Source organism: Silvibacterium acidisoli, assembly GCA_022870745.1.
In the GTDB taxonomy this organism is placed as follows: domain Bacteria; phylum Acidobacteriota; class Terriglobia; order Terriglobales; family Acidobacteriaceae; genus Silvibacterium.
The window spans coordinates 2,784,468-2,799,524 of record CP085323.1 but is presented as its reverse complement, the minus strand read 5'-3'; the positions used below and the strand labels follow the sequence as shown (position 1 = coordinate 2,799,524).

Sequence of the window (15,057 nt, the reverse complement as noted above, 5' to 3'; positions counted from 1 at the left end):
GAATGGGCCCTCGCGCACGGTCCATCAGGGGCAAACGTAACCATCGTCGCCGGGTTACACAATGAGATCCCAGGCTTGCTCCCGAAAGCCATGAGATTCTCGTGGGAAAAGGCCTCGACAGGCGCAGCGAACAGATCCGAAGGATTTTCCATTCGAACGTTGCACATCGGTTCGGCCACCACAATCGTCATTGCAGGCAACGATAACCGTGGGTTGCTCTTCGGAGTAGGCTATCTGCTGCGCAAGCTGGAGATGGAGCCGAATCGTGCGATGCTTGCTACCGACATCAACATCACAACAGCGCCACAGTATCCTGTGCGTGGACAACAGATCGGCTATCGATACAAGAACAATACTTATGACGCGTGGACCGTCGCTCAATTCGATCAACAGACGCGCGACCTGGCTGTCTTCGGCAACAACACCATCCAGGTCGTGGCTCCGAATTCTGACGATCGCAACGACAGTCCACTCTTTCCCGCCCCTGCGCTTGAGACCTTAATTGGCATATGCAAATCGACGATTTCCTATGGACTGGACTTTGACCTCTACTACCCGGAGATGGCAAAGGATTATTCCGACCCGGCACAAGTAGATGCCGAACTGCAAAAAGCTGACGCTCTGTTCCGGGCACTCCCACACATCGATGCGCTCTATGTTCCTGGCGGCGATCCGGGCCATACAGAACCGAGATACCTTTTACCGCTTGTGGAGAAGGAAGCTGAGATTCTGCACAAATATCACCCTCACGCCAAGGTATGGATTTCAGCACAGGGCTTCAACGCTGCCTGGTACAGCGAGTTCTACTCCATTCTGCGCGAACAACACCCAAAGTTCATCACAGGCTTCTTTGTGGGACCGCAGTCGCGCGATAGCTTTCCATTGCAGCGGAGGATGATTCCTGCGCAATATCAGCTACAGGCTTATCCGGACATTGCACACTCCATGCATGCACAATTTGCCATGCCGGATTGGGATCCGGCATACGCCTTCTCCGAAGGACGCGAACCGATCGATCCGCGTCCGATGGAAGAGACTAATATCTATCGCACATTTGCCGGCTTGCACAGCGGCTTTGTCACCTACAGCGAAGGAGTGAACGATGATGTGAACAAGGTGATATGGGATCAACTGGGATGGTCTTCACAGACCGATCCAATGGACACGCTGCGTGACTATAGCCGCTACTTCCTCGGTTCGCAGATCGGCCCATTCGACAGCAGCACCTTTGCGGACGCGATCATGGGCCTTGAACGCAACTGGAACGGCTCACCCCTCACCAATCGTGGTGTAGATACAACGCTGCTGCAGTTCCAGGCGCTGGAACGTGCTGCCGATGCAGGCCAGTTGCGTAACTGGCGCTTTGAAATGGCATTGTATCGAGCCTATTACGATGCCTATATCCGTGCACGCCTGCTTAGAGAAACCTGTGCGGAGCAACAAGCGCTTGCCATTCTTCGCTCTGCTCCAGAAGGCAATTCCATCAAAACCATCGCCGCAGCGCGGGAGGCTCTTAACGCAACACCTCATTCTTCCGCACAGGACCTGCGCAAACGCATCTTCGAGCTTGCCGATAATCTCTTCCATGATGCAGGTATGCAATTGAGCACTCAGAAGTACGGCGCATCCGGCATTGAACGCGGCGCCAATCTCGATCGCGTGGACGTGAACCTCAACAATCGCGCATGGATGGAGAAGCAGTTCGACCGCTTGGAGAAGCTACCAACAGAAGCGGGACGGCAAGCAGGCCTTTCCGCAATGCTTCACTATGAAGATCCAGGTCCGGGCGGCTTTTATGACGACCTCGGAGATCCTTCCGACGAACCACACCTGGTGATGGGCGAAGGAGCCAGCAGAGATCCGCAACTTTACGCAACCACCGTAAATGGCATTGCGGACAAGATTCCAGATGAAGGGTTGCGTATCTCAACGATCACGTATGCCGAGACGCTATATGACACGCCAGTCGAGATGCGTTACGAAGATCTCGACCCGGCAAAGCACTACCGGCTTCGCGTAACATATGGCGGCGAAGACTATACACTGCCCATTCGCCTGATTGCGAATGATGCGGTCGAGATCCATGCGCCGCTACGCCGCAAGGGCAATCCGGAGACACTTGAATTCGATATTCCGCAGTCGGCTACGACCCACGGCAAGCTCGACCTGAAATGGACACGGCCCACAGGAGCAGGCGGCGGCGGAAGAGGCTTGCAGATCGCGGAAGTATGGCTGATTACTGAAGCGGCTCGCTAAGAGCCGCCTCGTAGCGCTTGACGCAGCTGCTTGGAGAGAGCAGCCGCGCTCTGGCGCATCGCTGCTGTGAGCTGCTTGTTTTCTTCCTCTGGTAAAGCACGCGATTTCGGCATGGAAATGCTCATCGCGGCAACCGCGAAGTCGGAATCGAAGAAGATCGGCACACCGAAGCAACATCCGTCCAGTACAGACTCTTCATCCTCGGTGGAATAGCCGCGCTCGCGGATCTGCTGCATCTCGCGCGTCAGCAGAAACTCTTCCGTGATCGTGTTCTTCGTCAGCCGCGGAAGACCGTAGCTTTGGAAAAGATGTTGCGCAACCGTTTCCCGCTGGAAGGCGGCAATGGCCTTGCCTAAAGAACTGGCGTGCGGCGGAAGGATGCGCCCCACCGTATTCGCCATGCGTACGATTTGCGGGCTCTCGATCACGCTCACGACTTCAATGTGATTCTGAAAGAGCACGGCAAGGCTTAACGTTTCCTTGAAGCGCATTTGCAACTCGTGCATCGGCCCCCGTGCAATCGGCTGCAGCGCGGAAACGATCTGCGCGTAACGGCTCGAGCGATCCTGCCTGGCTAGCAAATAACGACCATCTTCATCTTGACGAATTTCGCCAAGTGCCTGGAGGGTCTGCAGCAGGCGGAAAGTTGAGCTCTTGGTAAGGTCGATCTCTTCGGCAAGCCGGCTGAGCGAATGATGCTCGCCGGAACTGCCCAGAATGCGCATCAGCGCAAAAGCCTTGGCCACTGCGCGGGATGCGTACTGGTTTTCTTCGGGAACGGCGGTAGACCTGGTACGAGCTACCACCTTCTTGACTGTCTTCTTAGAATCTTTAAGCATGGAAACGGTTCATTCGCTTCATTTATACCTGAAGCTGAAACTGCCGTTCCAAATATTCTGCAACCGAGGTACGAAATACCCCGCCGCATGGGCGGTAGGGCCACACGGGCAGATCATTGCAGATACCCATCACCGAGAGCCCTGACTTCAGGCCACGAATATGGCGATACTCTTTGTCAGCAGGGTCATAGACGGCATTACCGAAGTCCAGAACCTGTCGATGCAGCTTCTCGCTCAGCTCATCCTCACCCTTTGCACAAGCGCTGTACAAATCAACGTAAAGCTGCGGAAGCACATTCGCGCCTCCGTTCACGCCACCATGAGCCCCAAGCTTCATGCCATCGCGAAGCAGTTCTTCCGGACCGATCAGGATGGTGAAGTCAGTCCTGTCATGCATCAGCTCGACAACGCGGGCAAGATAATCGAGATCCCCGGAGCTGTCCTTGAGACCGTAAACCTTATCGATTTTCGCCGCTTCTAAAACTGTCTCCGGCTCAAACCACATCTTCGTCATGCTGGGCATGTTGTAGAGAAAGATTGGCAGATCGGAGTCCTTCGCCAACTGCCGGACCATCTCAAGAAGGTCCTGTTGACTGGAGTAAAAGTAGTATGGCGGAGCCACCACAACAGCATCTGCTCCCTCCTCGGCTGCATAACGGGCCAGCTTGCGCGTTTCCGAGTAGGCCGTGTCCGTAACGCCAACCAGCACCGCCACACGACCGTCAACGTGCTTCACCACGCGCCGAATCAGCTCACGACGTGTTTCATAAGCCAGCGCAGGCCCCTCGCCGGTCGTACCCAAAACAAAGATTCCGTGTACTCCTCCACGGATTTGGTGATCAATCAATCGCTCCAGTCCGGCAACATCCAGGGTGTCAGGTCCGCTGAGCGGGGTCACGAGCGGCGGAATGATTCCCCGCAAAGGGCGAGCAAGCTGCATTTTCATACTCCCAATGATCAGAACAATTCTTTCCTATTTTCAATCACAACTGGACCAATGACAACTTTTTTTGGAACAATATTCGATATTTTGAAATATAAACTCACAAGCGTTGGAACTATCTGTTCTCACCGTTCCATGCCCTAAATTAAAGAGGGAGATCCTGCGCCTGTCATGAAGTCGCGTTACGCCTGGTTCCTGGTCGGCATGCTGTGGCTTGTCTGCTTCTGCAATTACGCAGACCGGCAGTCCATCTTTTCGCTCTTTCCGCAAATTCGTCAGCAGATGAACCTGAACGATCTGCAGCTTGGCATTATCGCGTCTTCTTTCATGTGGGTTTACGCGATCTCCGGCCCCATTGCGGGATGGATTTCAGATCGTGTTTCTCCGCGAAGTGTCGTTTTATGGGCTCTGGCGTTCTGGTCTGTCGTCACTGCGGCTACAGGATATGCGCGCGGATACAGCAGTCTCGTTGTCTTCCGAACCCTCGGGGGCTTCTCGGAAGCCTTTTATTTTCCTGCGGCCATGACCCTGATCGCGCTTTACCACGGTCCGAAGACCCGCTCCCGGGCCATGGCCATTCATCAATCGAGCGTGTATGCCGGTACCGTAGCTGGGGGATCGATTGCAGGCTACGTTGCAGAACAACATGGCTGGCGTGCATCTTTTCTATTTCTCGGGATCTTCGGCATTCTGCTGGGAATTGCGCTTGCCGCACTCATGAAAACACCGCCGCGAACAGACCATGAACAAAGCTCATCAAAAAGCTTTGTTATGGACCTGATCCATATTCTTGGTATTTCCGAATCGAATGCGATTATTGCAACCTTTATTGGCGCCAATTTTGTCGCCATGGTTTTTCTCACATGGCTGCCGACTTTCCTCTTCACCAAGTTCAAGATGAATCTCGGCCAGGCCGGAATAAGCAGCACGGCATACCTGCAGACCGCGTCTGTCATAGGGGTGCTGCTTGGCGGCTATCTGGGAGATCGCGCAACCGCCTGGTCAAGCGGGGGACGCCAGATCGTACAAGCCTGTGGGCTTTTCCTGGGAGCACCGTTTTTATTCCTCGTAGGGAGTACATCCTCGCTGAAGGGACTCGTCATAGGCCTATTGGGCTTGGGACTTTCCAAAGGAGTTTATGACGCAAATATGTGGGCCTCGCTCTACGATGTCGTACCAGCTGAAAACCGGGGAGTTGCTGCCGGGACCATGAACTCGCTCGGATGGCTCGGCGGAGGCATTGCTCCTGTCGCGATTGCAATCGGAGCGCGCCGCTTCGGCATGGGACCATGCATCAGCGCCACGTCAGCTATCTACCTGCTGCTCGCCATCGGCACGCTCAAACTGGGCATTCATATGAGTAAACAGCTTTGCTAGAGCGGCCAGACAGGCAGCGATAGCGTGGAGTAAACGTGGCGTACAGAGTCAAATCTCTCCATAGGTTTCAAGCATTTTCAGCTTGCAGCATTGCATCGGTGCGGGCGTTAATTACTGCAAACTACTGTTTCAGAATGAATTAACAGCAGGTTACGATTTCTTCTCTATCGACGCTTAATCGGCAGGTTGAAGGTTCGATTCCTTCCGCGTCCACCATCTGAAAAGTTCAGGTTCACGCGAATGCCTCCAAATGGAAGGCGTTTTTCTCATTGCGGAGAAAGCATTCGCGAACTTTCCGCGAACTGGCGTGGGGAGCAACCCACGGCGCGAGTGAAAGCGGTACTGAACGCGCTGCCGGACTGAAATCCGACTGCCAGCGCGATCTCGCCAACGCTGCGCAGGCCGTGCCGCAGTTCGTCCTTGGCTAGAGCAATGCGCCACTGCTGCAGGTATTGCACCGGTCCAGGACCGACAATCCTTGCGAAGCGCGCGGCAAACGCCGAGCGGGACATGCCACATAATCGCGCCAGTTTCGCCGTTGTCCACCGTCGCGCGACATCGCCATGCATCGCGACCAGTGCCTGTGCCATCGCCGGATCACCCAACCCCGCCAGCAATCCGGTGGGAACCTGGTCCGGCTGAAACGCGGGGTTGCGCAGGATCTCGACCAGCACCAGCTCCATCAGCCGGGTGATCACAAACTCGCCTCCGGGAGCAGACATGGCGGATTCTGACTCGTTCATTGCGAGCAGCGCCCGCACGCGCTCCGAAGCAGAGGAGGTGGCCTGCACATGGACCGCCTGCGGCAACAGCCCTGTGAGCAACTGTTCGTTTGCCGTGTCAAAGACAAACCTGCCCCCGCGGAGCACCGTGCGCGGACCGCTTCCGCTCCCCAGTGTCACAACCGCGCCTGCTCCGGGAATCACCGCTTCACTGTCCGTGTCTTCAACGCCGGCATCCGTAGCCAGCCTGAATGGCGTTGAGGTGCGCACCAGCACGAAGTCTGCTGCCTGCAACGGCAAAGACGCCTGGCCCGGCCTTATCAACTCGCACGAGCCACTCTCCACCAGGCAGAACAGCAGGTCATCGTGCTGCTGAAACGAGAGCCCCCAGCGGCCGGTCGCCTCCACCCGCGACCACAGAGTGGCCTGCGGTCGCAAGAGGCGGATTACATCAAGGAACGGGTCCATTCAGATTGGACGATCTGTAAAGAAATCAGGATGCTTCATTATCGATCTCATGGCCAAGGATCTTTATGGTGAAGAAGTAAGACGCAATCCTGCTTTCACAAAGGAGCCCCCTATGACCGACGAAACGCTGCATCGGCTATGGAATACCTATCAGCATGCATGGTCGGACGTGCCGGCCGAAGAACGCGACCGTCTTCTGCGATCGAGCCTCGCCCAAGATGTCGCCTTTACCAGCCCGGACAGTGATGACCGAGGCATCGATCGCATGGTCGCTACCATCACCGAATTCCAATCGCAGTTCAATGGCTGTTATTTCCGCAGCACTTTACTGCGTCAGCAGCATGGACAGCTTCTCGCCGCATGGACGATGTTCGATCGAAACGACGTGGCGCTCGTAAACGGGCACAGCTATGCTCGTTTCGACGAACAGCAGGGCCGGATCACGCATCTCGCCGGCTTCTGGAAGCTCTAGCAATGACGCCCTCCCCGGCGCACTTGGGCAGCAATCGTCTCAAGTGCGTCGGTTGAGGGGGGAGTAAGGATTTCGCCGGCTGAAAAGCGGCCTGCATATCCCTTACGCCGTCTATCCTTTATCCATCCTCTACAGGAGACGCCCCTCCGTCTTGGCTTTTTCCGATTCGCGCTTTGCCATTCCTAAACAGCCTGCCTCGCGTTTCTGGCTCTTTGCCGCGCTGACAATCTGGCTGGGCGTATGCCTTGTAGTTTTCGCATTTCGCAGCTGGCATTGGCTTGAGGTAAATGACCCGGCGCAAAGCAGCTATCTCTGCTGGCTGATGGACCATGGCATGCGCCCGTACCTCGACACCATAGAGATGAACATGCCGGGCAGCTACATGACCTACTGGAGCGTCATGCATGTGCTAGGCAGCAGTTCATTCGCCTGGCGAGGGTTCGACCTGGGACTGGCTGCCGTTTCGGGAATCGCAATGTTCATCATTGCGATTCCGTATGACTGGTTCGCCGGCGTGCTCGCAGGATCCACATTCATTCTCTTCCACGCGCATGATGGCCCCGCACAGATGGGCCAGCGCGATTACATCCTCTCCGTCGTCCTGCTCTGCGCCTTTGCTTTTCTGTTTGAGGCAGAGAGGCGAAACAAGCCCTGGCTTCTCTTCCTTTTCGGTATCTGCGCATCTGCCACCGCGACCTTCAAGCCGCAGGCCATCGTCTTCGCGTTCTTCCTGCTTGCGGCTTACTGCTGGCAGCGGTACAGGCAGAGGAAACCCTTTGGGGCGGCTCTGGCGATTTCGCTCGCCGGCATGGCATTGCCGTTGATCGCCGCGCTCGCCTTCCTTGCTCGGGAACATGCCGTCTTCGCGTTCCTCCACACGGTGAAATACCTGCTGCCTTACTACGCCGCGCTCGACCGGAAACAACCGCTCGACCTGCTGCGCCGTTCGATTGTGCCTTCCATCGGTACGCTTCTTGCGCTTGGAGCCGTGGCAGGCTGGGCTCAGCGCCGGAGCTGGAACTGGGAACGGCTTCTCCTGCTCGCCGGCATCGGCTTTGGCGCTTTCTCTGAGATCGTGCAAGGCAAAGGCTGGGTCTACCACCGTTATCCCATCACGGCATTCATCCTGTTGTCCGTCGCCATCGAGCTGACCCTTGCGCTCCGCAAGCGCGGGTGGCTGCGCACGCTGGGCTATGCCGGACTTGCCTACGCCATGGTGAGCGCAACGCTGTTCACTGCGCGCAGCACCCACGCCCACTGGGACGAAGCCTTCAATGTCGCGCTCACCGCCGACCTGCAGACACTCGGCGGAACCCAGCTGTCAGGGCACGCACAGTGCTTCACCATGCTGCCCGACTGCGCGACGGTTTTCTACCGCATGCACCTTGTACAGGCAACAGGACTGGTCTACGACTACTTCATCTTCAGTTCCAGGCGCGATGTCGCGATCGAGGATTCACAGGACCGCTTCTGGGCGCAGTTCCTTGCCAATCGGCCGCGGGTAATCGTTCTCGGACGCTGGCTCTATCCCGAAAGGGCGAACGATTACAGCAAGCTCGATCGCTGGCCGAAGTTCCGAGACTACCTGAACACCCACTACACGCTTTACACCGATCGTTATTTTCCGCCGGCCATGGGCGCGTATCGCGGCTATCGGATCTACGTGTTGCGACCGGATGCGTAGCCTCAACACCTGCTGTTTTCAGGTGGTATAGTCCTCTACAAAAGCATCAGGACAGTTTAACGGGGTGACGTGTGTCTGGATCGCGACGGGACTTTCTGAAGAATGGCGCGGCTCTTGCTGCGGCAACAGCCGTATTACGCAACAAATCTTTTGCGTTCGAAACTGCGGGGTCAACCCGGCTGTCACAGTTCGAGTACGGAGATGTGCAGCTTCTCGATGGCCCGATGCTTGACCAGTTCCACCAGAATGTCTCGCTGTTCATGAGCATCCCCGACGACGACCTGCTGAAGCCCTTCCGCCAGCTTGTAGGCCTGCCTGCTCCGGGCGAGGATATGGGGGGATGGTACTCGCCGTCGAAAGATTTCAACCCTCCGAAGAACATGACCGGCTACATCCCCGGCCATACGTTTGGCCAGTACATGTCAGGCCTTGCCCGCGCCTATGCAGTGACCGGAGATAAAGCGACGCAGGCAAAGGTGCATTCGCTTGTCGAAGGCTTCGCGCCGACGGCGCAGGCGAAATTCTATGAGGGCTACTGCCTTCCCTGTTACACCTACGACAAGACAAACTGCGGACTGATCGATGCGCACCAGTTTGCGGGCTGCCCGGACGCGCTGAAGGTGCTCGACAAGGCCACCGACGCGGTGATGCAGTGGCTTCCGCCAAAGGCTTTGAACCGCGACGAAATGGCCGCCCGGCCTCATCCGAACCTTGCATACACGTGGGATGAGAGCTACACCCTGCCGGAAAATTTCTACCTCGCTTACCAGCGCGGCGCCGGCGAGCGTTATCACAAGCTTGCCCAGCGTTTTCTGCAGGACGATACCTACTTCGGACCGCTCTCAGAAGGCAGGAATGTACTGCCGGGGCAGCACGCCTACAGCCATGTGAACGCACTCAGCTCCGCCATGCAGGCTTACCTCACCGACGGCAGCGAGATGCATCTTCGCGCCGCCAAAAACGGATTCCAATTCGTCCTGGAGCAGAGTTACGCCACCGGCGGATGGGGTCCGAGCGAGTCCTTCCGCGACCCAAAGAGCAACGACCTTGTCGACTCGCTGCACACCACGCACGCGAGCTTCGAGACACCCTGCGGTGCTTATGGGGTTTTCAAGATCGTTCGCTACCTCATGCGAGTAACAGGCGAAAGCACATACGGCGATGTGATGGAGGCAGTGCTGTATAACACCATCCTCGGCGCAAAGCCAATTCGCCGCGACGGCATCAGCTTTTATTACTCCGACTACAACAACAACGCACACAAGGCCGACTATGAGCAGGCATGGCCCTGCTGCTCGGGAACATTTCCGCAGATCGCGGCGGATTACGGCATCAGTTCGTACTTCCGCTCACCCAGGGGCGTATATGTGAACCTCTTCGTGCCGTCGAAGGTGAGCTGGAGACAGGGGAGCACCAGGGTCTCGATGACGCAGGAAACCAGCTATCCGTACACAAACGAGACCTCGCTGAAGCTGAAGCTGGATCGCAGCGAGAAATTTGCCATAGCACTGCGCGTGCCGTCATGGGCTGGCTCCGGTACAACGATCCGCGTCAACGGCAGACCTTCCGGCATAACAGCGCAGGCCGGCAGCTGGGCAACGATCGAACGCGAATGGAAGGACGGCGACCGCATTGAGTATTCCATCGACATGCCACTGCGCGTGATCCCCATCGATGCGCGTCATCAGAACATCGTCGCGCTGCTCCATGGACCGGTAGCGCTGTTCGCCATCGCTCCCGGAGATACGACTGTAACGAAGGCGCAGCTCATGGCAGCACAAAAGTCCGGGCCGGACTGGGAAGTGACAGGCAGCAGCGGAAAGCTGCGGCTCAAACCCTTCCCTGCAATTACGAACGAGTCATACCGGCTCTACCACGAGGTCTAGCTCACAGGTTGTTGAGAATAACGCTCAGCAGGGAGTGAGGCGCAGGTGCGTCTCCCATCATCTCCCAGACCATGATGCCGCCGTACTGCCTGCCCAGCAGCGTCTCCTGCTTCATGGTCTCTTCGCTGGCGTAGTGAAAGGCCTTGCCGTCATCGAGCAGGCCGCCCCCGGCGAGATCGACCCGCCACGCATTTGGGTAAGCTCCGAAGATGGTTTTGTAATCCTCTTCCTTGTCGTCGCCCGCCGTCGATCCGAAGAACGGCACGCCAAGGACGATCTGATCCTTCGGCACGTGGCACTCGTTGAGATAGTACTGCAAAGCGGTGTTCGAGGCAGCAAGCGAGGAGTAGACCATCACATTGATGAAATCGAACTGGTGGAGCGCTGCCGAGGGCATCGAGCCCTGCAGATATTGCGCGACTGCCGCTGTAATCAGCTTGCCCTGCGGCCGGAACTTCGCCACCAGGGTATTCACAAAAGTCAGGAACGGAGCGCCCATGTTGCTCGGGTCTTCGATGTCGACATCTATGCCGTCGATCTTGTGCGCCTGCACGTAGCGATCGAGTGAGTCGGTGAGCTGCTGGCTTAGACCGGCGTTATAGAACTGGAGGATCAGCTGATCGCCTCCACCACCGCCGATTGAGAGCACCACCTTCACCCCCGCTGCATGTGCCGCAGTTATAGCGGCATCGACATCCGCATCGGTCTGCCCCTTGATGGAAAATGTCATGTCACTCGCGGCCGTGCAGACGCCGCTGCACTTCGGAGGATTGCCGAAGGCGAGATTCATGTGCGTCATCTTCGTGAAGTTAATGCTGGAAGCGTAGCTGCTCCAGGCCAAACCCTTGTAGTTCGGCAGATATTCGACGAGCCGGGGTTTCGCCGATTGAGCGTGTAAACAGAACGATCCGGCGGTCAGGAAAAACAGGGCAAGGCATTTGAGTAGTTGCCGCATAGAGTAAACCTCTCAATACTTAATTCACGAAGTTAAGTATGTGCAACAGGGTACCCGAGAACAACTGTTCCGCGCTACTCAGTTCTCTGCCGAAAAACAAAAGGCGTGCCGTGAAGGCACGCCTTTTGTGTGAAGCGGTAACGCTTAGCTGGCGGTGAGTTCCGCAGCCACACGCTCGGTGACGAAGGCTTCGACGGTATCGCCAACCTGGATATCTCCGAAGTTGAGACCGACGCCGCACTCCATGCCGTTGGTGACTTCGCGGGCATCGTCCTTGAAGCGCTTGAGCGATGTGAGCTTGCCCTTGTAGACCTGTTCGCCTCCGCGCATCAGGCGGATCTCCGCATCGCGGCGCAGAATGCCGTCGGTGACGCGGCAACCGGCGATGGTGCCGATCTTCGGAATCTTGAAGACGTTGAGCACTTCCGCACGGCCAAGGTAATTTTCCTTGAAGACCGGATCGAGAAGTCCAAGCATCGCCTTCCGGATCTCGTCCTGCAGCTCGTAGATGATCGAGTGCAGTCTGATTTCCACGCCTTCCTGCTCGGCAAGGTCAAAGCCCTTGCGCTCAGGCCGCACGTTGAAGCCGATGATGATGGCATTCGAAGCCGAAGCCAGCAGCACGTCGCTCTCGGTGATCGCACCCACGCCGGAGTGGATAACCTTGATGCGCACCTTCTCGGTCGACATCTTCTGCAGCGAATCGGCCAGCACCTGCACCGAACCCTGCACGTCGCCCTTGAGGATAAGCGGCAGCTCCTTGACGCCCGCCTGCTTGATCTGCTCGGCGAGGCCTTCGAGCGATACACGCGAGCTCTTGGCCAGCTGCGCCTCGCGCTCCTTCATCTTGCGGTACTGCGCGATGTTCTTCGCCTTGTCGCGATCCGAGACCACGAGGAAGGTATCGCCCGCGTCCGGAATGCTCTCGAGGCCGAGAATTTCGACCGGGGTCGAAGGACCGGCTTCTTCGATAGCGCGTCCACGATCGTCAAACATGGCGCGGATCTTGCCGAAGGTGTTGCCGACGATGAAGCTGTCCTGGCTCTTCAGCGTACCGTTCTGCACGAGCACTGAGGCCACCGCACCGCGTCCGCGGTCGAGCTTGGCTTCGATGACCGTACCCACAGCCGAGCGGCCCGGAGTCGCCTTGAGGTTGCCGAGGTCGGCCACCAGGCAGATCATTTCGAGCAGCAGGTCGAGGTTCTGCTTCTTCTTCGCCGAGACATCGACGAAGACCGTCGAACCACCCCATGCTTCGGGAACCAGTCCGCGATCGCCCAGCTGCTGCTTCACGCGATCCGGCTGCGCTTCCGGCTTATCGATCTTGTTGACCGCGACGATGATCGGCACACCGGCCGCCTTCGCGTGATCCACGGCTTCGAGGGTCTGCGGCATGACGCCGTCGTCGGCTGCGACCACGATGACGACGATATCCGTCACCTTGGCGCCGCGTGCGCGCATGCGGGTAAAGGCTTCGTGACCCGGCGTATCGAGGAAGACGATCTCGCGGCCGAATGCCGGGGAATCTTCCTTGTTGATGCGCACCTTGTAAGCACCGATGTGCTGCGTAATGCCACCGGCTTCGCCACCGGCGACGTCAGTCTCGCGGATCGCGTCGAGCAGCGAGGTCTTACCGTGATCGACGTGGCCCATGACGGTGACCACAGGAGGACGCGGAACCTCGTGCTCGTCAGGATTTTCCTGCGAGAGGATGTTCTCGATGGCCTCGTTCGCCATCTGGTCCTCGAAGGTGATCATCTCGGTGTCTGCGCCGAACTGGCGCGCGACATCCTTGACCAGCTCGCCGTCGAGCGTCTGGTTGACCGTGACGAAAACACCGCGCATCAGCAGCGTGGCGATGAGGTCTTTACCGCGAACTCCGAGCTTTTCGGCCAGATCCTTTACGCTGATGCCTTCGGTCACCGTAATCGTGCGGGTGATCGGCATTGGCTCGTTCGGAATCTGTGCTCCGCCGTAACGGGACGGCGGGGCAAAGCCCTTCATCGGGCCTTCCTTACTCTTCGGATATTGCTGACGGCCGCGGCGTGCGTGTCCGCCACCGGCAGGACGCTGCGGGCGTGCCGCTTCGCCCGGAGGCGGCATCAGGCCAGCGCCACCACCAGGTCCACCCGGACGAGGTCCGCCAAAGCCGGGACGGCCACCACCCATACCGGGGCGCTGTCCAAAGCCGGGACGGGCACCGCCAGGTGCTCCACCGGTCGGCGAGCTGCGAGTCGGATGCATGGGACGGCGTCCGCCGGGTCCACCGGGACCACCAGGGCCGCCCGGACGGAAACCACCGGGACCGCCGCCTGGACGCGGACTATAGCCACCACCCGGTGCTCCACCGGGACGGCGATCGAAAATAGGACGGCCACGCTGAATTCCACCCGGGCCGGCATTCTGGCCGCTCGGAGCGGCAGGCGCGGCGGACGGCGGAGGTGGCGGAGGAGCCGTGTATACAGGACGCGGACCCGTCTGCGGCATAATGACGCGACGCGGTGCCTGGGCCGGAGGCGCAGGCGGTGCTGAAGCTGCCGGAGCCGCAGCCGCGGGGGCAGCAGGACTTTCTACCGGCGCCGGAGCAGCGGCGACTGCGGGCGGCGCGGGAGCTGCGACCGGCGGAGGCGCGACAACAGGCTTGGCAGCAGCGACAACCGGAGGAGCGGAGGCGGCAACAGGCTTCTGCTCCTGGCTTGCCGGCGCGGCTACGTTTGCCGGAGCGGCAGCCGCCGGAGCCGGTGCAGCACTCACCGGGGGCTTAGCCACAACAGGGCCAGCCGGGGGCTTCGCGGCAATTGCCGGGGCGGCAGGCGGAGGAGGCGTAACGATACGGGGTTCCTGCCGAGGCTGCGGGACAATTCTGCGCGGGGCCGGACGAGCTTCCACCTGGGGTGGAGTGGCGGGTGCGGCAGGCTTGGGAGCGGCGGCAACGACGGGCGCGGCGGGCGGCACAGCCGGAGCTGCAGGCGCTTCCTTCACAACGGGCGCCGGAGGCGCAACCGGAGCTTTTGGCGGCGCGGCAACAGGGGCCGGCGCAGGCGCGGCAGCGACAACTGGCGGAGGCGCAACGGCAACGGCGGGGGTTACAGCCGGCTTGGCGGCTGCAACGACAGCCTCGTCTTTCCGCTGCTGAATCGCCTTCAACACATCACCTGGCTTTGAGACCTGAGACCAGTCAATTTTGGGTTTGGGCGCGGAGTTCTCGGCACGGGACGATCCCGATCCACCCGAACGGCCACGCTGGAAGTGAGAGCGCACACGCTCTGCCTCGTCATATTCGAGGGAGCTGGAGTGCGTCTTCTTTTCAGTGACACCGACATTGTCGAGCACATCGAGAATTGCCTTGCTCTTAACCTCCAACTCGCGCGCTAAATCATTGATACGAACTTTTTCCTTACTCATCCGCCCCTTTGTACGTGCTTCCTGCCGTGCTAGCTGTCCATAGCTACCTC

Annotated in this window: 10 protein-coding genes; 5 read left to right on the top strand and 5 right to left on the bottom strand. The window is 58.5% G+C overall.

The genetic code is table 11. The features are described from left to right. The first annotated feature begins 159 nt into the window (after positions 1–159). Positions 160–2,256, top strand: a complete 2,097-nt coding sequence (locus tag LJD29_RS11745) for a hypothetical protein (RefSeq protein WP_446741724.1) — start codon at positions 160–162, stop codon at positions 2,254–2,256. Here the strand turns inward: LJD29_RS11745 and LJD29_RS11740 are convergent. After that, the gene (locus LJD29_RS11740; protein WP_446741723.1) at positions 2,253–3,095 is read right to left on the bottom strand and encodes an IclR family transcriptional regulator; all 843 of its coding nucleotides are present in this window, start codon (positions 3,093–3,095) and stop codon (positions 2,253–2,255) included. The two genes, LJD29_RS11745 and LJD29_RS11740, sit on opposite strands and share 4 nt — an antisense overlap. A gap of 22 nt (positions 3,096–3,117) precedes the next feature. Then, positions 3,118–4,035, bottom strand: coding sequence for a dihydrodipicolinate synthase family protein (locus tag LJD29_RS11735; protein WP_446741722.1), 918 nt, complete (start codon positions 4,033–4,035; stop codon positions 3,118–3,120). A gap of 174 nt (positions 4,036–4,209) precedes the next feature. Between LJD29_RS11735 and LJD29_RS11730 the strand changes: the two genes are divergently transcribed. Next, positions 4,210–5,415 (top strand): MFS transporter, encoded by a 1,206-nt coding sequence (locus LJD29_RS11730; protein WP_446741721.1) that lies wholly within the window; start codon positions 4,210–4,212, stop codon positions 5,413–5,415. Positions 5,416–5,681: 266 nt separating this feature from the next. On the opposite strand, the gene LJD29_RS11725 is transcribed toward LJD29_RS11730, so the two are convergent. Further along, on the bottom strand, positions 5,682–6,605 hold the full coding sequence (locus LJD29_RS11725; protein WP_446741720.1) for an AraC family transcriptional regulator: 924 nt from the start codon (positions 6,603–6,605) through the stop codon (positions 5,682–5,684). A 112-nt stretch (positions 6,606–6,717) separates the two neighbouring features. Between LJD29_RS11725 and LJD29_RS11720 the strand changes: the two genes are divergently transcribed. The 3 genes from LJD29_RS11720 to LJD29_RS11710 all read left to right on the top strand — a co-directional run bounded on the left by LJD29_RS11720 (position 6,718) and on the right by LJD29_RS11710 (position 10,647). Next, positions 6,718–7,077, top strand: a complete 360-nt coding sequence (locus tag LJD29_RS11720) for a hypothetical protein (RefSeq protein WP_446741719.1) — start codon at positions 6,718–6,720, stop codon at positions 7,075–7,077. A gap of 151 nt (positions 7,078–7,228) precedes the next feature. Then, positions 7,229–8,761 carry a hypothetical protein gene (locus LJD29_RS11715; protein ID WP_446741718.1) on the top strand — a complete coding sequence of 511 codons (1,533 nt, stop codon included), beginning with the start codon at positions 7,229–7,231 and terminating at the stop codon, positions 8,759–8,761. Between the two features lie 71 nt (positions 8,762–8,832). After that, entirely contained in the window at positions 8,833–10,647 is a 1,815-nt protein-coding gene (locus LJD29_RS11710; RefSeq protein WP_446741717.1) for a beta-L-arabinofuranosidase domain-containing protein, read from the top strand. 1 nt (position 10,648) lies between these two features. Here the strand turns inward: LJD29_RS11710 and LJD29_RS11705 are convergent, their stop codons facing one another. Next, on the bottom strand, positions 10,649–11,602 hold the full coding sequence (locus tag LJD29_RS11705) for a glycosyl hydrolase family 18 protein (RefSeq protein WP_446741716.1): 954 nt from the start codon (positions 11,600–11,602) through the stop codon (positions 10,649–10,651). A gap of 144 nt (positions 11,603–11,746) precedes the next feature. Further along, on the bottom strand, positions 11,747–15,007 hold the full coding sequence (gene infB, locus LJD29_RS11700; protein WP_446741715.1) for a translation initiation factor IF-2: 3,261 nt from the start codon (positions 15,005–15,007) through the stop codon (positions 11,747–11,749). Positions 15,008–15,057: the final 50 nt, after the last annotated feature.